The 24119-nt window shown below is 50.9% G+C and carries 25 protein-coding genes; all 25 read right to left on the reverse strand.

The features are described from left to right. Positions 1-505: 505 nt before the first annotated feature. On the reverse strand, positions 506-1672 hold the full coding sequence (locus BUA12_RS07935) for a M24 family metallopeptidase (protein ID WP_072710071.1): 1167 nt from the start codon (positions 1670-1672) through the stop codon (positions 506-508). 23 nt (positions 1673-1695) lie between these two features. Continuing rightward, positions 1696-2142 (reverse strand): hypothetical protein, encoded by a 447-nt coding sequence (locus tag BUA12_RS07940; RefSeq protein ID WP_072710072.1) that lies wholly within the window; start codon positions 2140-2142, stop codon positions 1696-1698. A 17-nt stretch (positions 2143-2159) separates the two neighbouring features. Then, positions 2160-3779, reverse strand: coding sequence for a sodium/proline symporter (locus tag BUA12_RS07945; protein ID WP_072710073.1), 1620 nt, complete (start codon positions 3777-3779; stop codon positions 2160-2162). Further along, positions 3780-3935: a hypothetical protein gene (locus BUA12_RS13055; protein ID WP_178138248.1), complete on the reverse strand. Its 156-nt coding sequence runs from the start codon at positions 3933-3935 to the stop codon at positions 3780-3782. A 186-nt stretch (positions 3936-4121) separates the two neighbouring features. Beyond that, entirely contained in the window at positions 4122-6134 is a 2013-nt protein-coding gene (locus tag BUA12_RS07950) for a penicillin-binding transpeptidase domain-containing protein (protein ID WP_072710074.1), read from the reverse strand. A gap of 87 nt (positions 6135-6221) precedes the next feature. Next, complete coding sequence (locus tag BUA12_RS07955) at positions 6222-7073, reverse strand: MBL fold metallo-hydrolase (RefSeq protein ID WP_072710075.1); 852 nt, start codon at positions 7071-7073, stop codon at positions 6222-6224. A 107-nt stretch (positions 7074-7180) separates the two neighbouring features. Next, a complete protein-coding gene (locus BUA12_RS07960) occupies positions 7181-8518 on the reverse strand; it encodes a CapA family protein (RefSeq protein WP_084670048.1) in 1338 nt (445 codons plus the stop codon). After that, on the reverse strand, positions 8463-9293 hold the full coding sequence (locus BUA12_RS07965) for a M15 family metallopeptidase (RefSeq protein ID WP_072710077.1): 831 nt from the start codon (positions 9291-9293) through the stop codon (positions 8463-8465). The genes BUA12_RS07960 and BUA12_RS07965 overlap by 56 nt, the downstream gene beginning before the upstream one ends. A gap of 120 nt (positions 9294-9413) precedes the next feature. After that, positions 9414-10091 carry a DUF421 domain-containing protein gene (locus tag BUA12_RS07970; protein WP_178138249.1) on the reverse strand — a complete coding sequence of 226 codons (678 nt, stop codon included), beginning with the start codon at positions 10089-10091 and terminating at the stop codon, positions 9414-9416. A gap of 44 nt (positions 10092-10135) precedes the next feature. Further along, complete coding sequence (locus BUA12_RS07975) at positions 10136-10492, reverse strand: SpoIIAA family protein (RefSeq protein ID WP_072710078.1); 357 nt, start codon at positions 10490-10492, stop codon at positions 10136-10138. Positions 10493-10589: 97 nt separating this feature from the next. Beyond that, complete coding sequence (locus BUA12_RS07980; RefSeq protein WP_072710079.1) at positions 10590-11480, reverse strand: VOC family protein; 891 nt, start codon at positions 11478-11480, stop codon at positions 10590-10592. Positions 11481-11616: 136 nt separating this feature from the next. Next, complete coding sequence (locus BUA12_RS07985; protein ID WP_072710080.1) at positions 11617-12450, reverse strand: manganese catalase; 834 nt, start codon at positions 12448-12450, stop codon at positions 11617-11619. Positions 12451-12607: 157 nt separating this feature from the next. Further along, the gene (gene panD / locus BUA12_RS07990) at positions 12608-12985 is read right to left on the reverse strand and encodes an aspartate 1-decarboxylase (RefSeq protein WP_072710081.1); all 378 of its coding nucleotides are present in this window, start codon (positions 12983-12985) and stop codon (positions 12608-12610) included. Positions 12986-13234: 249 nt separating this feature from the next. Continuing rightward, positions 13235-13774 (reverse strand): single-stranded DNA-binding protein, encoded by a 540-nt coding sequence (ssb, locus tag BUA12_RS07995; protein WP_072710082.1) that lies wholly within the window; start codon positions 13772-13774, stop codon positions 13235-13237. 31 nt (positions 13775-13805) lie between these two features. Then, positions 13806-14114 carry a 30S ribosomal protein S6 gene (gene rpsF, locus BUA12_RS08000; protein WP_072710083.1) on the reverse strand — a complete coding sequence of 103 codons (309 nt, stop codon included), beginning with the start codon at positions 14112-14114 and terminating at the stop codon, positions 13806-13808. 283 nt (positions 14115-14397) lie between these two features. Then, the gene (ychF, locus tag BUA12_RS08005; protein ID WP_072710084.1) at positions 14398-15498 is read right to left on the reverse strand and encodes a redox-regulated ATPase YchF; all 1101 of its coding nucleotides are present in this window, start codon (positions 15496-15498) and stop codon (positions 14398-14400) included. A gap of 12 nt (positions 15499-15510) precedes the next feature. Beyond that, positions 15511-15708 carry a DUF951 domain-containing protein gene (locus BUA12_RS08010; RefSeq protein ID WP_072710085.1) on the reverse strand — a complete coding sequence of 66 codons (198 nt, stop codon included), beginning with the start codon at positions 15706-15708 and terminating at the stop codon, positions 15511-15513. Next, positions 15705-16697 carry a mechanosensitive ion channel family protein gene (locus BUA12_RS08015; RefSeq protein WP_245772779.1) on the reverse strand — a complete coding sequence of 331 codons (993 nt, stop codon included), beginning with the start codon at positions 16695-16697 and terminating at the stop codon, positions 15705-15707. Before BUA12_RS08015 ends, BUA12_RS08010 begins: the two co-directional genes overlap by 4 nt. Positions 16698-16709: 12 nt before the next feature. Beyond that, positions 16710-17549: a ParB/RepB/Spo0J family partition protein gene (locus tag BUA12_RS08020; protein WP_084670052.1), complete on the reverse strand. Its 840-nt coding sequence runs from the start codon at positions 17547-17549 to the stop codon at positions 16710-16712. Continuing rightward, a complete protein-coding gene (locus BUA12_RS08025) occupies positions 17539-18300 on the reverse strand; it encodes a ParA family protein (RefSeq protein ID WP_072710086.1) in 762 nt (253 codons plus the stop codon). Before BUA12_RS08025 ends, BUA12_RS08020 begins: the two co-directional genes overlap by 11 nt. A 101-nt stretch (positions 18301-18401) precedes the next feature. Further along, positions 18402-19217, reverse strand: coding sequence for a ParB/RepB/Spo0J family partition protein (locus BUA12_RS08030; RefSeq protein ID WP_072710087.1), 816 nt, complete (start codon positions 19215-19217; stop codon positions 18402-18404). Positions 19218-19239: 22 nt separating this feature from the next. After that, positions 19240-19953 carry a 16S rRNA (guanine(527)-N(7))-methyltransferase RsmG gene (gene rsmG, locus BUA12_RS08035; protein WP_072710088.1) on the reverse strand — a complete coding sequence of 238 codons (714 nt, stop codon included), beginning with the start codon at positions 19951-19953 and terminating at the stop codon, positions 19240-19242. Beyond that, positions 19950-21833, reverse strand: a complete 1884-nt coding sequence (gene mnmG / locus BUA12_RS08040; protein WP_072710089.1) for a tRNA uridine-5-carboxymethylaminomethyl(34) synthesis enzyme MnmG — start codon at positions 21831-21833, stop codon at positions 19950-19952. The genes rsmG and mnmG overlap by 4 nt, the downstream gene beginning before the upstream one ends. A gap of 14 nt (positions 21834-21847) precedes the next feature. Then, the gene (gene mnmE / locus BUA12_RS08045; protein WP_072710090.1) at positions 21848-23224 is read right to left on the reverse strand and encodes a tRNA uridine-5-carboxymethylaminomethyl(34) synthesis GTPase MnmE; all 1377 of its coding nucleotides are present in this window, start codon (positions 23222-23224) and stop codon (positions 21848-21850) included. Between the two features lie 15 nt (positions 23225-23239). Continuing rightward, positions 23240-24106 carry an RNA-binding cell elongation regulator Jag/EloR gene (jag, locus tag BUA12_RS08050; RefSeq protein WP_072710091.1) on the reverse strand — a complete coding sequence of 289 codons (867 nt, stop codon included), beginning with the start codon at positions 24104-24106 and terminating at the stop codon, positions 23240-23242. Positions 24107-24119: the final 13 nt, after the last annotated feature.

Here is a 24119-nt window from a genome sequence, read left to right on the forward strand (position 1 = left end):
CATCATCATCCTCGGATGGTAGGAGGACGCCCCGACATCATGCTCGAAGGCTTTGAACGGCGCCTCCGGGATGCTCTCCACCATCTCATTCACCGCAACGGCGATGTCATCGTCCGGAATCATCACTTCGATATCCAATGGTATTGTAAGCTGGTTCATGTTATAATCTTTATACATAAGGCACCTCTTCCTTTGTTTGTGTGGTTACTTACATTATAAGAGTGTGCCTTGTTTTTGTCTTATATTTATATAAAAATCCCCGGATTAAAATTCACATTTTAATCCGGGGATTTTTGGTTAGGGGCGGGGACTTATGTCCCAGCCCCATTTTTATTTTTATTTTAATTTTTAAATTGAGTTAAGGGTGGAGGTCGGCTTGTGACACAACTGGTGGCATGGCACCCGAGTTATATCATTTGGAGACTTGCTGTGGCACGAAACACGCTCCCGCGACACGAAAAAACCCGGACGAGCATCCACGCTCGTCCGGGCACAGTTATGAAGTTCATTTTCCTACGATCAGCGCATTATGGTCTTTGGTGAACGGCGTCAAGTATTCAAAGCCGTCTTTAGTCACCAGTATGCTGTCCCCGACCTGGGTGCGGTAGTTGTCCGAGTCCGTCGCCCCGTCCACCGCGAATGTCATACCTTCTTCAAGTACCGCCCCGCTGCCCTTTTCAAGCGCCGGCCAGGCGTTGTATGAAAAGCCCAGGGAGCGGCCGGCCCGGAACGGTATCGGGTAGCCGTTGTCTTCTATCACTTCTGCGTAAGCATTGTAGACATCTTTGGCATATGCCCCGGGCTTGACCCGGGACAGGGCCGCTTTTTGTGCCTCCTCTGCCACTTCCAGCATCTTTGCGGCTTCGTCGTTGATGTCCCCGGGGAATAAAATACGGTCGAAACCGACGAAGAAGTTCTTGAATTCCGCCGTGCCGCAATGGCATATGAAGAACGGTTCGCCATGGACGAGTTTCGTCATGCTGCTTCTGTGATGGCACATCGTGATTTCTCCGCCTGAGCTCATGATCTGTTTATTGCCGATGCCGGGATAGTTGAACGGCTGCACATCTCGATAATACTTTTCCATGAGCCCCGCGGCGTGCCGGGTGCCTGCTTCTTTTGAAGCGAGTTCCACTTCATATTCATAGACGCCGGGTGCAGCCACCTTCATCGCGCCTTTCAGCATTTCAACCGCCACTTCCCCTGCGTGCCTTGCGACCTGGATCTCCTTCTCATCTTTGACGCTTCTGAGCCGGTCGATTTCTTTGCCGATGTCGGAGATGCGTTCTTTCGGGATGACATCACCGATGAAATCCCAGACGAGCCTTGGAATCGACGTATAGTCCACAGCGACTTTGTCGTTCCTGTATTTATCCAGGTATTCCTGGAGATGCGGCCGCCATTCTTCGTCGATACCGTCCGTCCATGGGAGTATCCTCTTCACATCCGTCTGCCTGTGCGCCATCTCCTCCTCCATGAGCGGGACGAGGAGAACGGACTCGCCGTCGACAGTCTGAATGAAGATGTTCGGCCTGCCCCATTCGATGCCGAGCGCACCGTGATAGCCCGTCAAATAGAAGACATAATCCGGGTCCGTCACGATGGCGACGGCATCACCCTGCGCCTTCAGCTTGTCGATGACGCGTGATCTTCTCGATTTGAAATCAAACATTGTATCCCTGCTTTCGTCTGAAATTATAAGTCTTCCGGCGTCAGTCCTTTGACTGAGTCGACCAGGATTTCCTTACCGTCCGCTTCCGCAAAGAAAAACGCTTTATATACTGCCTGCTGCTTCACAATTTCAATTTCGGGATTCTTGAATGCATGGAACTTATACATCACCCACCGCAGCACCAGCTTACGCGACTTTTGGATCGCTTCTTCGTTTGAGAGTACAGCCGGTACAAGCGCCGACGGTTTGATGCTGATCTCCTTCGTTTCGGGGAACATATTCGAACGCAGCGGCACACCCTTCACAAGATCCACCGTGATGACCGTCCAGGCGACCCTCGGCTTCATGAACATCCGCGGCATGCACACTTTACAGAGCACGATCAAATATGGATAACAGATCAGTTCCCTTCCGCTCAAATCCATCGGTGTCTCTATCAGGGATACGGATGCATATTCTTCGTTATCCATACTCAACCCCCCTTCCATCAATTCGTCCGGAACGCACTTGCCGATTTATGCTCACTGTCGAGCAGCTCCATGATGATTTCCTTTTCGGTCCTGTCACCCAGGTTGCTCGCCTTGAGGTTCCTGATGACTGCTTCGTCCGAAGGCAGGAATGAAAATCTGCCAAGCTCATTCTTCTCGGAATACGTATCCCACAACCGCTCGAAGTCATCGCCTTCAGGCGGTTTAGTAAAGAGGCTGACGAGCACGATGGTCAGCATTGCCGCAATGAATGCCGGTCCGCCTTCATAAATGTCGACGGGCGGCCAGAAATACCAGATGACGGTGACCAGGGGCCCCACGATCATGCCTGCGATCGCGCCTGTTTTTGTGACGCCTTTCCAGAACAGGGAAAGGATGATCGGTGGACCGAAACACGTCGCAAGTCCCGCCCAGGCGAATACCGCGAGCCAGAATACCGTGTCGAGCGGATTCAGGGCGATGATGATTGCAATGAGACCGAGCAGGGCTGTCGCAATCCTTGAAATGAGGATCGTCTTATCTTCCCTGAGTTCGCCTTTTTTGAGTATTTTATTCCATAAATCTTCTGCGATGGTGGATGAAGCGATCAGCAGCATCGAGTCGATCGATGACATCATCGCAGATAATGCGGCTGCGACGATGATGCCCGCAATCCACCATGGGAACAATTCCACGGTCATCGTCGGGAAGATGTGTTCAGGATCTGCAAGGTCCGGGAATAAGGCGAGCCCGGACAAACCGATCAGTACGGCACCGTAGTAGGCCACCATCATCCATATGATGCCGATCAGTGCGATACGCTTCACGTCACGGGTATGGCGCAGCGCCATGTAACGCACGAGTACGTGCGGGGACCCGTTGAACCCGATACCGATGAACAGGTAACTGATGATGGCGATCAGACCGGCAAGCGTCAGTGCCGAGTTGCCGAAGAACGGCGCCAGGAACTCCTGACCCATCATATCCGTGAGCTGGTACCCCATCTCATTGAATCCGCCGATTTCGGTGATGGCGAGGATCGGCAGCACCAGGAATGCGAATGCCATAAGCAGTCCCTGTATGAAGTCGGTCAGTGAGACTGCAAAGAAACCGCCAAGGATCGTATAGATGATCGTCACGATACCGCCGACGATGACGCCTGTTGCGAAATTGACACCCAGCACCACTTCGAATAAAACCCCGAATGCCACAAACTGGGCACAGACGTAGACGGTCATGAATATCGTCATGACGACGATGGAGACCCATCTCATTATATGTGTATCATCCTTGAACCGTGCGGACAGGAAATCCGGCACTGTAATGGAGTTCTGTATCTCAGATAAACGGCGTATCCTCTTCGCGAAGAACAGCCAGTTGAAGATCGAAAATACACTCGATACCGCGTTCCATGCCGCACTCATGCCTGAGGAATATGCTTCACCGGGCAGACCGACGGTCATGAAACCGCTCGACTCCGACGCTTTCTCACTCATGGACAAGACCCATGGTCCGAGCTTCCTTCCGCCGAGGAAGTATTCGGAAGACCCCTGCGTACTGATCCTTGCAGACCAGATGCCAAGGACCAGAAGTAATATCATGTATAGAATGACGATGCTCAATATGCCTATACCGCCCATCTACTCCATCTCCCTGTCATCATATTTTTTTCTGAACAACTCATTTTCAAGTTTTTCCATCTTCACTTCACGTGCATACCATATGGCAACAGAGCCTATCATGAGAATAGGCGGTACGATCAAGATCAGCCATCCAGCTATTGGAAAAGCGTCCATCCTTTACATCCCCTTTCCGGAATTCTTCACTAACTGTCTTCAAGATGACTCTTCTGCCGGTGCTTTGAATCGGATTTTTCTGATAATTATAAAAAGCGTAGCACATTAATTTCCAACCGTAAACACGATAAAATTATTTTTGCATTAAAAATGCATACATCTTTTCAGATGTACGCATTTTTAAATTCATTCCGATATTTCCCTGTAGGCATCGTGGATATCTGCAAACTTCTGTGCAGAATACTCACTCATGCCGCGGTCCTCGACGTCTTCGACATAGAGGCTCAGCATCATGTCTTTCTCATCCTGATCGTAGCCGATGAACCAGCCCGTCTCGGACCCTCTCGTGTCCTGGGACATCTTATTCTCACTCGTCCCGGTCTTGCCGGCGAAGCTGGCGTAATCGCGCTCCATATCGTCGGCATGGTAGTCCGTGACGACGCTTCTCATCGCGCCCTCCAGGTAGGCAAGGTCATCCTCTTCGGCGATACCTTCCACCTGGATATCTTCATCCGTATCCGCCAGTATATGTGGGACATAGACATCCCCGCCGTTCACCACCCCGGCGTAGATCGCTGTGATCTGAAGCGGTGAAATCAGCAGTTCACCCTGTCCGTAGGCACTGTCCGCAAGCAGGACATCACTCTCGATCGTTTCATCGTTCGCCACCTGGCTCGTATAGATCGGATAATCCCCGTCATATTCCTCGCCGATGCCGAGTTCATGCATGCCTTCGATGAAACGGTCGGCGCCGATGTCCAGCATGGTCTGTGCAAAGTAGATGTTGTCGGAGCTCGTGATGGCACGGCCGAGATCGAACGCCCCGTCTTCGACATGGTAGCGGTTCACGGTGTACCCGCCCCAGGAGTCGTCCGCCTGCCAGCTGCCTCCGGTGATCTCGCGTGTGGCATCACGGTCGAACCCATCCGTATTCATGGCGACCAGGCTTGAGAGGATCTTCTGGGTGGAGCCCGGGGAGGTCGTCCGGTTGAACTTGCCGAGCAACGGATTCTCCGAGTCTTCCTGCAGTTCATCCAGTTCGTCCTGGGTGATGCCGAACATGAAATCGTACGGGCTCGGGGACGGGTAACTGACTGCAGCCAGTATATCCCCGTCTTCCGGATTCAGCGCCACACTCGCGCCCGAATCATCCTCGAGCTCATTGAAGATGACATCCTGGAGATCCATGTCGATGGTGAGTACGATATCCGAACCGTCTTCCGCTGCTTCACTGAATAAAGTGTCGAGCACCTGACCGTCATTGTCCGTGATGGCGACCTCATATCCGCCCTCAGGCTGAAGGCGCTCATCATACAGCTGTTCAAGACCGCGTTTTCCTGTCATATCGCCGGCGCTCAAGTAATCCGATTCCTCGATCTCCTCAGCACTCGCTTCCCCGACATAACCCAGCAGGTGGAATGTCGCTGCATCCAAGGCATATTCACGGGCCGGCTGTTCCTGAACCTGGAGACCGTTATCACCGAACTTCGATTTATCTTCATCGGAAAAGCGGTGTGCTTCTTTCACGGGCACAAACATGCCTTCACCGATCCACTCCTGATTGTATGTGGACACAAGTGATTCCTCACTGATCTCAAGCACATCGGCAAGGTCGGTCAGATCCTCTTCCGAAACCTCTCCCGCTGTGAACCCGACCACTTCCTTGCGGCCATTGAATGCGAGCGGCTCACCGGAATTGGATTGGATCTCACCACGGACACCATTTGAGAAATTGAAATCGAGCGTCCGGTTGCCGTTCAGGCCCGGGATGATCATGTCGGGCGTCCATTCCACATCCCATTCATTTTCCGCCTCGTCATAAAGCAGGCTGATTTGCATATCACGCGTCAGTTCGCCGTATGCGGTATCAACCGTCCAGTCGCCTTCATAAATCTTATTATGGTCGGTCGACCTTTCTTCATCCGGTTCAAGACCATCGATGGACCGTGACTCGACACCCAGGTCCCCATACAGCTTCTCATATCTTTCTGTGACGTCCTCCGGGGCATATCTGTCCCGCGTCCCTGCGCTCAATGTTTCATATATCTCTTCATAATTCCCATCCTCGTAATGGGAGACATAAGCGGCCAGCGCTTCTTCCTCATCCGCCTGGAATATGTCCGTGAAGTTGAACATCAGAAAAACGGCCGCTCCCAGGATGGCCAGCACACCAATGATGACTCCAATCCATTTCTTCATTTTTACACCTACAATTTCCCTTTAAAATTCATCTTTGATCATTAATTCAATTATAGGTGAAATGAATGTATCTTTAAACAGTGGAAATTATTTATCATCATCCACATATTTGCCGTGGGCGGGCAGTGCGATATCATCGAAATTGCGGGCAAGGTGATCAAGGCCTTCCCTCAGTTCTTCACCTTTAAGCGGCTGACCGTGTCCGAAGACGGCCGTCTTTGCATCGGTTGATGCAAGCTTTTCCACCGAAGCACGCGCCGCTCCCCAATCCGTCGTGTAATAGACCGGGGGCCCGTGGATTTCCTTCTTCTGTGTCATCACTTTATAGAGGGAATCCTGCTGTACGGTGACGAATGCATCGCCGACGATGAGCAGGCCGTCGGATGCCCGGTAGAAGCTCACATGTCCATCCGTGTGGCCGGGTGTATGGATCCACTCGAAATCCGGCAGATGCGGCACCCTCCCGTCCGCAGGCAGCGCTTCGATGTGATTTTCAAGGTCGATCGGCTCCCTCGGGAACATGCCTGCAGTCTTCGCCATCATGCCGCCTTCCACCGTCGGATCCGGCTCCGGATAAGGCGCCCTCCCCGTCAGGTAAGGCAGCTCGAGCTTATGCGCATAGACCGGCACCTGCCATTCCTCGATCAGCTCAATGATGGAACCGACATGATCGAAGTGCCCGTGTGTCAGTATGATCGCTTCAGGCTTCGCCCCTTCGCCGAACCGCTCTTCCACCACTTTGATGATCTTTTCCGCAGAGTCCGGCAGACCGGCATCCACCAGCACAAAGCCATCGCCCTCCGGGCGGCCCACCAGATGGATGTTGACGATCTGATTCGTATACGTATAGACGTCCGGCAGCACTTCAGCACCTTTGCCGCTGTCCTTCGATAGTGCGGGAACTTTCTTGTAATCACTGCCATACTGCATACTACTCATGAAAATCCTCCTTTATATATATGCGTTTAACTTATATCTACCCGGCTGCGGCCGATCTACTCCCTGAAAAATAAAAAACCCTGCAAATTTGCAGGGTTTGAAAGTTATTATTGTTCCAGATTCAACCTTGAATTTGTGCGTTCCAGTGAACGGTCAAGACGCTCGCGGATGTCTTCCGGGAGATCCTCATCCTCCTGGAAATCCTCCACCGGCAGGATCTCGTAATCGAATGGCGTATCCCCGGTATCACTGTGACGGTAGACCCATGTCGGTGTATAATGTACATCCGCCAGGACCGTCTCGCCGGATTCGTGGTCTTTTTCAATATCAAAATTCAGAATCACACCGTCTTCGTTCGGCTCAAAGTCCGGGCCGATCGTCTCCAGGCGCTGATTGGAGATGAAGTTGCCGAGGGAATAAGCGACGAATGATTCGCTCTCCCCGTCACTCGATTCAAGATATTCTGCACGTTGGAGGACGTGCGGGTGGGAGCCGATGATCAGGTCAACGCCCTGATCCGCCAAAAACTGTGCATACTCTTTCTGATAGTCACTCGGTTCCTCCACGTATTCAGGACCCCAGTGCATATAGGTCAGTATGATGTCGGGATCATCTTCTTTCGCGGCATCGATCGCCTCAGTCAGGTTTTCTTCGGAAATGACATCAATCATGTTATATACTTCCTCATCGGTGTACGGTCCATCCATGCCGTTCAGCATTTCGGTGAAAGCGAGCATCGCCACTTTGATGCCGTCCACTTCTTTGATCACATGTCTGTCTTCAGGCGGGGCATCATATGTACCGATCACATCAAAGTGTTCTTCCAGCATCTGCACTGTGCGTTCCAGGCCCTGTGCCCCCATATCCAGACTGTGGTTGTTTGATGTCACGATGGAATCAAAACCTGCATAGTCCAGATCTTCAACGATCTCATCCGGTGTATTGAACAGCGGGTACCCGGTGTAACCCCGGTCTTCGCCCGCCACCGTCGTTTCAAAGTTGCCGATTGCGAGGTCCGCTTCCTCAAGATAAGGTTTCACATGTTCAAACCATGGCTTGAAGTCATATGAGTCCGTCTCTTCCACATATGCACCCCAATACTGCTCATCATGCACCATGATGTCGCCGACGGTTGAAATCGTGATTTCAGTCGAACCTTCTTCCGCTGCTTCCGTATTTTCCCCTGCAGCCTCTCCGCCATTTTCTTCACCTTCATCTTCTGCCTGATCGCCTTCTTCCGCTGATTCGCTCTCTCCGGCTGTTTCCTCCACGGCCGCTTCCTCCTCATCAGACCCATTGCCTGAAAGGTTGAATGCCATGAAAAGCGCACCGATCGCCAGGATCAGCAGCAATGCCGGCACCAGTATCTTCAGTATCGGTGAACTGTTTTTATTCTTCTCCGTCCTCTTCAATGTCCATCCCACTCTCCTCAATATATTCTTCATAAGTCAGTCCGCTCTCATGAATATCCGTGGCGAGTCCCGCCCCGAGATACCGCAGATGCCAAGGCTCATACGAGTAACCTGTAATATCTTCCATGCCTTCGGGATACCGGATGATGAAGCCGTAGTCATGTGCATTTTCCTTGACCCATACACCCTCCTCAGTTTCCCCGAACGCCTCATTCAGTTCGTAGTTCACACTCTCACTCGTCACATCCATCGCAAGTCCCGTCTGATGTTCACTTGCTCCGGGCCGGGCGCTGAAACGGTCGGCGGCTGCCTCACCGTGCGCCTCCTTATAATTGTTGTACAGGCTGACCTGTGTATTATATGACCGGTAACCCGACCGGGCGTATAAGGTCAGACCGTCTTCCAGCGCCGCATCGAACATTTCCGTCAACGCAGACGACGCCTCTGCCCTCAGCTGGTTGATTTCCGGATTTTGCAGCACCGTCGGCACTTCGACGGTCACCAGGTCGTGAGGCACATAATCCGCGTCGAGATGGTGCTGTTTATTGACAAGCGCCTGAATGCTCCCGTCATCGAACACATCCTCTTCCGTTATGAGCAGTTCCGCTTCACTTTCTTCAACCGTTTCCTCTTCCCCATTCTCCTCCTCAACTGTGACCTCCGTCTCTTCTTCCGCCTCTTCTGCTTCTTCCATTTCCTGCGTCTCTTCTTCCACCGGCTGCTCCTCAGCCGCTTCCTCCGTCCCGCCGTCACATGATGCGAGCAGCACCGCAGCAGCCGTCAATCCGAATATCCTGATACGATTCATAGAATTCACCTTTTATATGTATTTTGCTTACTTTCATTTAAACACAGCCGGGCGCCCCAATACCATCAATAAGTGAAAAAAGACCCGGTTCACCCGGGTCTTTCCAAAATACGCCCATCATTATAAATCGTACAGGTTGCCTTCGTAATCCTGGATATGCCAACCCTTTTCAGCATTCCATTCGGCAAAATAAATCTCATCGGCTTCTTTGTCGATTTCCGCCAGGGCGCGGGTGATCCACTCTTCATCACCCCCGATGTCTTCAAGCGGGTAATTCATGATTTTACCATCACCCACCAGCGTATGGGAGGGGACATCGATCACCGTCTCCTGTTCCGACCGTTTCTTAAGTACAGTGAGCTGCCCGCTGTTTTCCAGCATCGCATAGTTGACTTCCCTCAGGGAAAATATGCCTTCCACCCGCAGCAGCTGATTGAGTTCCTCTATTTCCATGTTGAGCTTCTCCATCTGACCGTACATGAGCCGGCCTTCTTTTATGAGTGTGGCGGGCCGCCCTTTGATGACATGCCTGAGCACACCTGATTTCTGTGTGAGCTTTTCAAAAATGTAGATGAGGGCACTCCAGATTGCCAGGACGAAAAGCATGTCCGGTATGGTCACCGACGGCTCATACATCGCATCTTTGATGACCCCGCCGAGTACCAGGGCATAGACGAAATCGAGCAGCGTCACCTGGGCCATCTCTTTCTTGCCGAGGAGCCGGATGACGATGATGATGCCTATGAGTCCGACGACCAGTTTCGAAGCCATGTGAAAATACTCTGTCAGTACATCCATTCCGTTCATTCCTTTACATGATTTACCGGTTCAGGTGAGCCGGCTTATGCCGCCAGCCACCGCCAGGCGTCGTCGATTTCAGTCTTGTCGAATGATTCGACGCTGATGCCCGGCAGCATATCCGTCAGTGATCCCAGGCTCTTTAAAATATCATCGTCGGCGACCACCGCGAATTTATTGAATTGATCCCAATGCTTTGCATCCACCGGTATGCCCCTCAATACACCGCCGGGTCTCACACCTTCAAGCTTTTTGATGTAGATGAGTGCATTCAGTTCCGCATCGTCACCGTAATGCTCCTTTATGAAAGCCTCCGATTTTTCGGCATCTATATCCATGACGTTGCCATCAACTTCTATCTGGACGACATTGGGATATTCACTTTCCGATAATTTCAACATATGATCCTACTCCCTTTCATCAGTTATATAAAAGCTACCCGATAAATTTCCGTTGGAAACATGACATCGGAAAAGCACCCGGGCGGGTGCTTTTCGGTCAATTTCGATATGCTGCTTCAAGTTCTGCGACATCAAACTTCTTCATCTTAAGGAAAGCTTCTGTCACACGTTGCAGCTGCTCCCTCGAACCATTCTCAACCATCTCGTCCATCACTTTTGGGATGATCTGCCAGGATACACCGTACTTATCCTTCAGCCATCCGCACACTTCCGCCTCGGGCACATGGGAGAGTCTGTTCCAGTAATAGTCGATTTCATCCTGGTCGTCACATTTCACGATCAATGACACGCCTTCCGAAAAATCGAATGCATGATCTTCCGCTGAATCCATGAAGGCGAAAGACAGATTTTCGAGCCTGGCCTGGCCGTGCATGACATGCTGACCTGAGTCGGGCCCATCATTTCCCGGGTAATAATGAATATCTTCCATCCCGGCATCACGGAAGATGTCCATATAAAACTTCATCGCCTCCCCGGCTTTCCCGAGATTGGCATTGATGAACATCATTGTCGGTATGACCCTGGATCCAGGTTCTTCATCCGCCATGTAGAACTGCCACGATACACCATACCCGTCTTCGAGCCATCCGTACAAGTCACTGAAATCATACTTCCCGAAAGGCATCAGCACCTTCCCTTCACCGGCGAGCGTTTCCCATATCTTTTCGAATGCTTTCCGCTCTTCCCTGGTGAAGAGGACCATGAAGGAAATGGAGGGATTTTTGGTGACACCCGGCCCGGCACTGATCGCCATGAACTGGTATCCCATGATTTCAAAGTCCACCTGCTCGGCACCGCCTGAGGGCGTCCCTTCCAACACATTGGTGTAATGCACCACGGAGCCGGGAAACAGCCCTGCGTAAAAATTGGCTGCTTCAACCGCTTCATCATCGAACCATAAATGCGGCACTATCTTCTGATATGACATAATGATACACCCCTCATTTTCTATTAAGTATAATTTTATACTAAATAAGTGGTGATGGGAATGATGACGCTTTATGTTCCACAAAAATAAAACACCGGTCGCCCGGTGTTTAAGTGCAGTCTTCTTATTCAATGAATTACAGCTTATCTTCAGGCAATGTATTGTGTACAGACTCCGGTGACGGCGGAATGGATGGTATTTCACCCTCGAACGGCGGTTTCTCGACATAATTGAAAGTGCCGTCGCCTGCCGGAGTCTTACCGTCAATCCAGCTGCCTTCTTTACTTTCTTCCGTGTTGGAATGATTGTACAGGCTGAACGCGATATCTTCACGCTGCTGTGAACGGTCGAATGTCGTCGGTACGATTCTGCTGCCCTCTTTTTCCTCCAGTTCCTGAATGGCCTGCATCCACAGGTTCTGATGATAGGAATCACGTGCGATCAGCACCGCAAGCATATCCTTCAGACCCGGATCATCCGTCATTTCATAAATCCGCGTTGCCTGCACACGGCCCTGTGATTCAGCATTCAGATTTGCACGGAAATCGGCAAGCAGATTGCCGCTTGAAATGATGTAGCTGCCCTGCCACGGATTGCCGACACTGTCGACGGGACGTGCATTGAGACCTGCAACAATCGCATGCTGTGGGTTCATGCCGCCCATCACTGCGGCTGTGGCGGGATCCTTCATGGCCGATTGCTGATCTTCAAGGGAAGTCCCTTCCAGCAGTCTTGAAACCATGGTCGCCAGCATTTCAATATGTCCAAGCTCCTCCGTACCGATATCAAGGAGCAGGTCCTTATATTTCTCATTTCCTTCACGGACGCCCCATCCCTGGAATAAGTATTGCATCGCGACGCTCATCTCTCCGTACTGGCCGCCGATCAATTCCTGAACGCGCTTCGCCATCAATGGATCCGGATTGACCGGTTTTGCTTCGAACTGCAAATGTTTGTCATGCAAAAACATATTACCCCTCCGTTTTTTTGAATCTTTAAAGCAATATTTATATACCCATTACATATATCTATAAACAATACATTGCAAATATCCTGGAGTTCTGCAGCAATCGCAGCAAATTAAAAAAAACACCCATGACGGCGTCATGGGTGTTCACTTTCCGGTTTCATCCCCAGTGGAGGTCGTGTGTCTCCACGTGTGTGATCTGATTGTCCTCATCCACGAAGACCACGTGCGGCTCCAATGTTTCAATCTCTTCATCCAACATCTGGGCCATGCTCAGGATGATCACAATGTCCCCCGGTGAAAAAAGGTGCGCCGGCGGGCCGTTCAGGCAGATTTTTCCCGACTCCGCTTCAGCGGGCAGCGCATATGTCTTCCATCTCGTCGCATTTCTCAAGTTCGTGATCTGGACCATTTCATACGGCTTGATGTCCGCCGCTTTCATCAATTTTGAATCGATCGTGATACTGCCCACATAGTCCAGGTCCGCCTCCGTGACGGTGGCGCGATGGATTTTTCCTTTGCACATCAATCTCAACATTCGAATCTCCCCTTATTTTCCCTTATCGACGTTATATTCAAGTGCATGGTTACAATCAATTAAAACATTAACATAAAAAGCCTTGAGATAATATTCAAAAATATCCGGGGAACGAAAAAAGCCCCGTGGAAAATATCCACGGGACCCACACACATATCAGACATCCACACACTTGAATGTCCTTTTAACACACACAGTTCACACACGTAATTCGAAATTATTTCTTTTCGATGAAATTATCGTTCAATCTTAGAACGGAAGATCGTCATCACTGATATCCACCGGGCCGTCCGCATTCGCGAACGGGTTTTCCTCGGATTTGTTCTGGCCTTGTGATGACGGTGCCGGCCTGGAACCAGTGGACTGGTTTCCGAAGCTTGCGGCTCCGCCGGCTGCCCCTCCGCCATAAGCGCTGGTATAATTATCCGCTGAGTTATAATTATTTTGAGATTGATTACTGCCCTGTTGTCCTTTTGGCTCCAAAAACTGTACACTGTCGCACACTACTTCGGTCACGTAAACTCTCTGGCCATCTTTATTCTCGTAGTTCCTCGTCTGGATTCTTCCATCGATACCGACAAGACTGCCTTTTTTCACATATTGGTTCACATTTTCCGCCTGTTTGCGGAAGGTGACACAGTTTATGAAATCTGCACCACGTTCACCACTTTGGCTTGTAAAAGGACGATTGACCGCCAGGTTGAAAGTTGTGACAGATACATTGCTCTGACTGACTCTAAGTTCCGGATCGCGAGTGAGGCGACCGACCAGTACAACACGGTTTATCATGTAATCAACTCCATGTCATTTTTTGACTAAATTATTTTTGCTTGTTTTCTTCTGCCTGCTCATCACGAACAATGATATGACGAATGATATCATTGCTGATTTTCGCAAGACGTTCGAATTCCTGAGTCGCTGTTCCATCATCATTCACTTTGATGATCTGGTAAAAACCGTCTTTGAAATCATTGATTTCATAAGCTAAACGACGTTTACCCCACTCTTTTGATTCGACGATTTCCGCACCGTTTGAAGTCAACAGGTCGTCAAAACGCTCTACTAAAGCTGTTTTTTCTTCCTCCTCGATGTTCGGGCGGATGACATATAAAATTTCATATGCTCTCATCTTCTGCACCTCCTTATGGTCTTTGGCGGCTGCTGACAATCCGTCACCAGCAAGGAATAATTTTCATTACTCACAATCAGTTATTATATCAGTAAAACGGTCATATTACAATATTTTCAACCCTATTTTTAAGAAGATAATTTATTAACTGCCATGCCGGGAAATGGTATTGGAAGAGTGCGCCATCACTCACAGCACAACATCCGGGTGATGCCGCTCCCATAAACAAATGCATGACGAAATAAAAACCGCCGAAACCCACGGGGGCTCCGGCGATCCTTTATTATACGTTGAATCTGAAATGGACGACGTCGCCGTCCTTCATGATGTATTCCTTGCCTTCCAGGCGGACTTTACCCGCTTCTTTGGCTTTCAGTTCGCTGCCTGCTGCAACGAGGTCGTCGTAGGCGACCGTTTCTGCACGGATGAATCCTTTTTGGAAGTCGGTGTGGATGATGCCTGCACATTCAGGTGCCGTCATCCCTTTTTTGAATGTCCACGCCCGGACTTCCTGTTCGCCTGCCGTGAAGTAGGTCGCAAGGCCGAGCAGGTCGTAGGAAGCGCGGATCAGCTTATCCAGACCGGATTCATCGAGCCCCAGGTCTTCCAGGAACATCTCTTTTTCGTCATCTTCCAGCACAGCGATTTCCTCTTCGACTTTTGCCGAGATGACGATCACTTCGGAACCTTCTTTTTCTGCATACTCGTTGATCGCACTCAAATATTCATTGCCAGATAAATCCGTCAGATCGTCTTCAGAAACGTTCGCCACATAAAGCATCGGCTTTGCCGTCAAAAGGTGGAAGTGACGCACCGCAGCCTGTTCCTCCTTGGAAAATTCGAGAGCCCTGACCGGCCGGCCTTCTTCCAGGCCTTCTTTGATCCTTGTGAGCACCGCATGTTCCGCCATCGATTCCTTATCTTTCTGTTTGATCATCTTCTCAAGTCTCGGCAGCCTTTTCTCGACACTTTCAAGGTCTGCAAGGATCAGCTCCATATTGATCACTTCAATATCTTCGACCGGGTCCACTTTACCCGATACATGTGTGACGTTCTCATCTTCAAATGCACGGACCACCTGTGTGATCGCATCCACTTCACGGATGTTCGCGAGGAATTTATTACCGAGCCCCTCACCTTTCGAAGCACCTTTCACGATGCCTGCGATATCCGTGAATTCAAATGCCGTCGGTATCGTCTTCTTCGGTTTCACCAGTTCGGTCAGCTTGTTCAACCGTTCGTCCGGCACTTCGACGATTCCGACGTTCGGATCGATGGTTGCGAACGGATAGTTTGCAGCCAGCGCGCCCGCCTTTGTGATTGCATTGAATAATGTGGACTTGCCGACGTTCGGCAATCCAACGATGCCTGCTGTTAAAGCCATAATTTTTCTCCTTTAATTACCATTCTTTTTTGTGATGATACGCTTCATGCGTTTCTCGAAGTCGCGCCTTGTCATCATGATCGTGCGCGCGCACTCTGTACATTTTATCTTTATGTCGGCACCCATCCTGATGATCTGGAAATTGCTGTTGCCGCATGGATGCTGCTTTTTCATCTCAACTATATCATTTAATTCGTATTCTTTTTTCATGACTCTTCACCTTTTCTCGCCGTCTCATCAAAATCCTGGATGTCCATGGTCGGCACGGAAATCTGAACGCCGTTCTTCCCAAGGTGTTTCTTGATTTCTTTCCTGACACGTCTCGTCGCTCCGAAATGCTCCATCGGCTGGGTGACGATCATCACCCTCATGATCGCTTCACCGTTGACGATGCCGTTCAGGCCGAGCACCTGCGGCTTCTCGACAAGCGTCTCCTCCAGCGCCATGGCAGTTTCGGAGAATTCGTTGAGCACTTCCTCCACATGGTCCAGATCTTCATTCAGAGAAAGATTGATATCCAAAAATGAGATTGAATTATATTTCGAAAAGTTGATCACTTCATTGATTGTACCATTCGGGATGATGAACAACTCACCTTCGTACCCTTGAATTTTGGAGATGCGCAGCCCCATGGACAGCACTTCACCCTCGGCGACCGTCGTCCCCGACGTGTTGATGCGTACAAAGTCACCGGTGTCGAACTGGTTTTCCAGCAAAATGAAGAACCCGGTCAGCATGTCCTTGACGAGACTCTGCGCTCCAAAACCGATGGCGAGACCCACGACACCGGCACCGGCGAGCAGTGTCGCGACCGGCACGCCGAACGTTTCCAGTATCATGACGAATACGATGAACCAGACAACGATGCTCACTGCATTCTGAAGCACATTGATCAGCGTCCGGCTGCGCTTTTCATTATTTTTGCCGTTCCTGCCATTCTTGCCGTTCTTGCCTTTTCCATTGGCCTTCAGAGCCGCTTTGGATTTGAATGTAAAATAATTTTCGATGATGCGGTTGACCACTTTGATGATGATACCTGCGACCGTGATGAGGATCACGGCAAACAGGACACTCATGCCGATGTTCATCCACAGCTCCGGATCACTCATCTCCTCGGCGATTTCCTGGAAGAATGTCAGCGATTCATCCACCCCGCTCTGCGCGGTGCTCAATATACTGAATAAAAACGATAAAACCAATACTTAGCCTCCCTATGATTCTTCAAACAATTTCATCAATCGGTTGAATTCCTCTTCATTTTTAAATTCAAATGCTATCTGGCCCTTGTTTCGGGTTTTTTTAATCTCGACGGATGTCCCGAACTTCTCCTTCAGGCTGCTCTCATGCCGGAGCAGGAATTTCGGTTTTTCCTGTGATGCCTTCTTCTTTTTCATCGTCTGCATGCTTCTCACATACTCTTCCAGTGCACGGACGCTCATATCTTCCGTCACGGCTTTTTTGGCCGCCGCCTCCTGTGACACCGGGTCTTTCAGGCCGAGCAGCGTCCTCCCATGTGCACCGGACAGCTTCTTTTCATTGATCAATTTTTTGACCGCTGCAGGGAGGTTGAGTATGCGCAGCATATTGGCGATGTAGGGCCTGGATTTACCCAGACGTTCAGCAACTTCAGCCTGTGTCAGGCTGCGCTTCTCCATCAATTGCTTATAGCTCATCGCTTCTTCCAGCGGATTCAGATCTTCACGCTGCAGATTTTCAATGATCGCGAGTTCCATCATGTCGTCATCCGACAATTCCTTCACGATAGCAGTGATGGTCTCCATTTCTGCGAGCCCGGCTGCGCGGTATCTTCTCTCCCCTGCGACGATATCATAGCCTTTGACCGACTTCCTCAGTATGATCGGCTGCAGGATGCCGTGGGTGCGGATGGAGTCCGCAAGCTCTTCCAGCTTTTCCGGATCGAACTCGACCCTCGGCTGATATGGATTTTTACGGATTTCGGACAGCTTCACTTCCGTGACCGCTTCCGCCTCTGCCGTATCCGTATTGAACAGGGCATCCAGCCCTTTGCCAAGCCTATTCCTACCTGCCACGTTCGATCACCTCTTCCGCCAGACGTGAATAATTTTCCGCCCCCTGCGACTTCGGGTCGTATACAGTGATGGGCTGTCCGTAGCTCGGCGCTTCACCGAGACGCACATTTCTAAGTATGACCGTTTTATACACCTTTTCCCCGAAGTGATCCCTCACTTCTTCGGAAACCTGTGCACCGAGGTTCGTCCGGGCATCCAGCATCGTCAGAAGGATCCCTTCAATCTCAAGGTCGGTGTTCAGGTGACGACGGACCAGTTCTATCGTATCGATCAGCTGGCTCAGACCTTCAAGTGCATAATACTCTGCCTGGACGGGGATGATCACACTGTCTGCCGCCGTGAATGCATTGATCGTGAGCAGGCTGAGCGACGGCGGGCAGTCGATGATGCAATAGTCATAATCCTGATCCAGTTTTTCAAATGCTTTCTTCAGCCGGAGCTCCCTGCTCATCGCAGACACGAGTTCAATTTCTGCCCCGGCAAGAGAGATGTTCGCCGGAATGAGGTCGAGGTTCATATTCGTTGTGGCGCAGCGGACATCATTGATGTCCGCCTCATCCATCAATACATCATATATCGACTGCTCCAGATCATTTTTACCGATGCCGAGCCCGCTGGTCGCATTGCCCTGGGGGTCGATATCGGCAAGCAGGACCTTTTTCCCGCGCTCCGTCAATGCGGCACTGAGATTCACTGCTGTCGTCGTCTTTCCTACGCCGCCTTTTTGGTTGGCAATCGCAAAAATCTTCATTGAGGTGTCGCTCCTTCTCAAAAATCACATAAATGTATTATATCAAGCAGCTCATCAAAAGTAACACAAAACATGAAAGCACCCAACGGGAGTTGAGTGCATTACTTGTAGACCTTTATCGATACTTCGACATATCCGTCCTCATCCGTACTTGCGCAGGCGAGCGAATGCCCTTTTGCCTTGAGCTTTTCGACCTGGGACGTTATATCATTGACGACGAATGACACATCATTGTTGAAGTTGATCTGTTTGACGTCTTTTTTCGTCCGTTTTTTGACGACATCCTCGGTTTCCTTGACCGTCAGCTTCCCATCCCTGATGTCACCGAGCACTTCGCCCTGCTCCGCATCTTCCAGGCTGAGCAGGCTCCTTGCATGCCGCTCCGTGATCTCCCCGGTGCCCAGTGCTTCGATCACACTGTCCGACAATTTCAAAAGACGCAGTTTGTTGGCGATGAAAGACTGTGATTTGCCGAGGTTTTGGGCCAGGTCTTTCTGGGTGATGTCTTCCATTTCAAGCAGCTTGCGGTAGGCGCGTGCTTCTTCGATGCTTGATAAGTTTTCACGCTGGATGTTCTCAATGAGTGCCACAGCCGCCGTTTCCTGATCCGTCAGATAACGGATGAGGGCGTCCGTCTCCTCCATGTGCAGAAGCTTCATCGCCCGGAAACGCCGTTCGCCTGCGATGATCTCATACATGTTCTCCTCTATCGGACGGACGGTGATCGGCTGCAGGAGGCCGTGTTCGAGAATCGAATCGGCCAGTTCCTGAATGCGTTCATGGTTGAAGACGGTCCGTGGCTGATAGCGGTTTGGAACAATATTTTCAAGCGGCAATTTCTGCAGACTTTCCGCAGCCGGCTGATCTTCACTGCTTTTATCAATCAGATTAAATAACTTTGAAAATGGCTTTTTCATCGTCCCACCGCCTCCCTGGTTTTTATTTTAATGGTGATTTGTTCGGGGTCCCGGGTTTTCTCGGAAATTTCTTTGGTGTCTTATGGACCTTTTCGATGTCGATTATATAGCGTTCGCTGTCCTCTTCGGGCAATGTGAACTGATGAGTCCCGACGACCCTGCCGCCGAGCAGGTCGAGGGCGAAGTCGCTTTCCTCAAGTTCTTCGAGCCCTTTTTTCCCTTTCAGGACGAGGAACCTTCCGCCCGTGCGCGCAAGCGGGAGGCACAGTTCAAGCAGCGTGTTCATGTTGGCGACCGCCCGCGCCGTCACCATATCGAACATATGCCGGCCCTTGTGCTGTCCGAAAGTTTCTGCACGGTCGTGCACCAGATGCATATCGGTGAGCGACAGTTCCGCCGTCAGTTCGTTCAAAAATGTGATCCGCTTATTCAGGGAATCCACGATGGTGACTTTGAGGTCGGGCCGCACGATCTTCATCGGGATGCTCGGGAATCCGGCACCCGCACCGACGTCACAGAGCCGTGTATCTTCCGGGATGTCCGTGTAGAACAAAGGCGTCAGTGAATCAAAGAAATGTTTCAGATAAACTTCCTCTTTTTCCGTGACTGCCGTCAGGTTGATTTTTTCATTCCAGTCAATCAGCATCTCATAGTACTTTTCGAATTGTGCGACTTGTGCATCACTCAACTCGATGCCGTGATTCATCAGTGCTTCTGTAAATTCCTGCCGGTTCATGCTTCCACTCTCTTCACGTTTCCCTGTTCGATGTAGACAAGGAGTATTGAGACGTCCGCCGGGTTGACACCGGAAATCCTGGATGCCTGAGCGATATCCAGCGGCTTCACTTTCTTCAGTTTATCACGCGCTTCCGTCGCAAGGGAATTCACCGCATCATAATCAATGTTTTCAGGTATCTTCTTTTTTTCCATGCGTTTCATCTTGTCGACCTGCAGGAGGGACTTCTGGATATAGCCTTCGTATTTCGTCTTGATTTCAATCTGCTCATACTCGAGCTGATCCAGCTGGTTTTCCTCCCCGAGTATCTCCAGTATGGACATATAGTCCATTTCGGGGCGGCGCAGCAGATCGAGTGCGAGGATCGCATCTTTCAGCGGGGTCCCCCCGCGGGATCTGATGATGGCCTGCGTATATTCGTCCGCTTTGATGCGGATTTTCGACAGACGTTCCATCTCCGCTTCGATATTGTCACGCTTCTGGTTGAATCTCGCATATCGCTCCTCTGAAATCAGGCCGTTTTCATAGCCGATATCGGTGAGCCTCATGTCGGCATTATCATGTCTCAGCAACAGGCGGTGTTCCGCACGCGAAGTGAGGAGGCGGTAGGGTTCGTTCGTGCCTTTGGTCACCAGGTCATCGATCAGTACACCGATATATGCATCCGCACGGCTCAAGACGAGCGGGTCCCGGCCCAATATCTTGTTCGCCGCATTGATGCCGGCGATGATGCCCTGGCCGGCGGCCTCTTCATAACCGCTCGTACCGTTGATCTGCCCTGCGGTGAACAGGTTTTCGATTTTCTTCGTTTCAAGCGTCGGCCATAGCTGGGTCGGGTCGAGCGCATCATATTCGATCGCATAACCCGCACGCATCATGCGTGCATTCTCAAGCCCCGGGATGGTCGACAGCATTTCACGCTGGACATCCTCCGGCAGGCTTGTGGACAGCCCCTGCACATATACCTCTTTTGTATTGCGGCCTTCCGGCTCCAGGAAGATCTGGTGGCGCGGCTTATCATTGAAGCGGACGATTTTATCTTCGATGGACGGGCAGTATCTCGGGCCTGTGCCCATCTGCATGCCCGAATACATCGGTGATAAATGCAGGTTTTCATTGATCACTTCATGTGTATGTTCTGAAGTGTATGTCAGCCAGCACGGCAGCTGATCCATTATGAAATCCGTCGTGTCGAAACTGAATGCCCGCGGCACGTCGTCCCCCGGCTGTATCTCCGTTTTTGAATAATCGATCGAATCGGCGTTGACGCGCGGCGGCGTACCCGTCTTGAACCTGACGATGTCGAAGCCGAGCTCCCTGATCTGATCCGCCAGGGCGATCGACGGCATCTGATGGTTCGGCCCGCTGGAATATTTCAACGGTCCGAGGACGATTTCCCCGCGCAGGAATGTACCTGTCGTGATGATCACCGATTTGGCATTGTAGACCACCCCGATGTTCGTGCGTACACCTTTCACCGCACCGTCTTCAATGATCAGTTCATCGACCATGCCCTGTAAAATATCAAGGTTCTCTTCATTTTCCAATATGCTTTTCATTTCCTGCTGGTAAAGCACCTTGTCCGACTGTGCCCGGAGTGCCCGCACCGCCGGTCCTTTACCTGTGTTCAACATGCGCATCTGGATATGTGTCTTATCGGTCACTTTGGCCATGACACCGCCCAGTGCATCGACTTCACGCACCACGATGCCTTTTGCAGGGCCGCCGACGGACGGATTGCACGGCATGAATGCGATATTATCCAGATTGATCGTCAGCATCAGTGTCTTCAGACCTTTACGGCTCGCAGCAAGTCCCGCTTCGACACCTGCATGGCCTGCACCGATGACGACGACATCATAATTCATCTCTTTCATCATTTTCCTCCTCTTACCTATTTACCTAAGCAGAACTGGCTGAACAGCTGATCGATGAGCTGCTCACTCACATCTTCGCCGATCACTTCACCCAGCAGTTCCCATGTTTTCACTAAATCTATCTGCACGATATCGATCGGAACATCCATCTGTGCGGAGTCGATCGCATCATTGATTGCGCTGTTGGCCTGTTCCAGCAGTCCGATATGACGGTTGTTCGAGAGATAAGTCGAATCTGCACTTGAGACGGCACCGCCGAAGAACAGTTCGGCAATCTTATCTTCAAGGTCGTCGACGCCGGTGCCTTCGGTGATGGATGTCCTGACGACCGGAAAGTCATATTTGCTCTCCAGTTCCCCGACATCCAGGTTGTTCTCGAGATCCAGCTTATTGATGATGATGATGACGTTCTCATCTTTGATGGAATCGAGGATTTCCATATCCCCCGGTGTCAGTGCTTCATTATAATTCAGCACATAAAGGATGAGTTCGGCTGCCTCGAGTGCCTGCCGGCTCCGCTCCACGCCGATCCGCTCGACGATATCATCCGTATCCCGGATGCCTGCAGTATCGACAAGTTTGAGCGGGATGCCGTTGACGTTGACATATTCTTCGAGGATGTCACGGGTCGTCCCCGCCACTTCGGTGACGATGGCTTTATTGTCCTGGATCAGGTAGTTCAAAAGCGAACTTTTACCCACGTTCGGCTTGCCGACGATGACGGTGCCGAGTCCTTCGCGCATTATACGGCCCTGGCGGCTCGACTTCAACAAGCTTTCGATTTCAATCTTCACTTTTTCCGCTTCTTCCATCAGGAATGCCGTCGTCGCTTCCTCGACATCATCGTATTCGGGATAGTCGATGTTGACTTCCACCTGCGCCAGTATATTCAAAATGCTCTGCCTGAGGCCCTCTATATAGACTTTCAGACGGCCCTGCATCTGGCCGCTTGCGACTTTCGACGCTTCGGTCGTTTTCGCCCGGATGAAATCCATCACGCCTTCGGCCTGCGACAGGTCGATCCGTCCGTTCAAAAATGCGCGTTTTGTGAATTCCCCCGGCTCCGCCATGCGTGCGCCGTATTTCAAAGTCAGCTGCAGGATGCGGTTGATGGTGTTGATCCCACCGTGGCAATTGATTTCCACGATATCTTCGCGCGTATAGGTCTTCGGTGCACGCATCACGGCCGCCATCACTTCTTCTATCACTTCTTCTGTATCCGGGTCGACGACATGGCCATAGTTGATCGTGTGCGTCTCCACTTCGGCCAAAGGTTTCTTACCGCGGTATAACTTCTCGGCAATTTCCAATGCATCAATTCCGGACAGCCTCACGATGGCGATGGCACCTTCCCCGACAGGGGTGGAGATGCTGGAAATCGTTTCTAATTGCATGATGGTATAACTCCTTTATTTCTTTTCTATCACTAAATACCGGTTCGGCTCATTGCCTTCCGAATATGTGTTGATGTCATCCATGCCGCTCAGCACATTATGCATGATCTTCCTTTCAAATGAAGGCATCGGTTCGAGCTTGACCGGCTGATTCGTCCTGATCGCTTTCTTCGACATGTTGACGGCCAGATTTTCAAGTGTCCGGCGACGTTTTGCCCGGTAATTTTCCACATCGAGGACGATCATGCCGTAACTTCTGTAGATGGTGTTCAGATGATTCTGCGCCACTTCCTGCAGGGCGTTCAGAGTCTGGCCCCTTTTGCCGATCAGTTTGGCTGCAAGCGCCGACTCGAGCTCGATATATGCCCGGTTGTCGGTGATTTTATATGTTGCGTCATTTTCTATATTCATATCCGTGATGACATCCTGGATGTACTCCATCGTACGCTGCGCCGCCTCATCGAATGAGAGGCACCCGTCATCCGATCCATCTTCTTCATGGCTTTCATCAGCAGATGTTTCCGGCTGCGGTCCCTCCTGCTGCACAGGCACATCTTCCGGAATAGTTTCTTCCGCCGTTACGGGTTCCTCTTCCGTCCCGGTCACAGCCTCTGCCCTGTTCTCTTCCATCACCGCTTCGACCAGTGCTGTTTCCTCTTTTGGATGATCACGGCCGATGACTGCCCCGATGGTCCCGTAAGTCTTGAGTTCAGGGTTGATGATCGTGAGCTTCACTTCAGCATCCTTTTTGCCGAGGCCCAAAAAGCCTTTGGAGCCGCCTTCCAGTACGTCAATCCTGACATCCTCTTCCGCCACTTTCAGTTCTTCGAGTCCGAGTGCGATTGCGTGGTCGACTGTTTCTGCTTTGTAATTTTTGTACATTGAAAGTACCTCC

This window comes from Lacicoccus alkaliphilus DSM 16010 (assembly GCF_900142805.1).
GTDB lineage: Bacteria > Bacillota > Bacilli > Staphylococcales > Salinicoccaceae > Lacicoccus > Lacicoccus alkaliphilus.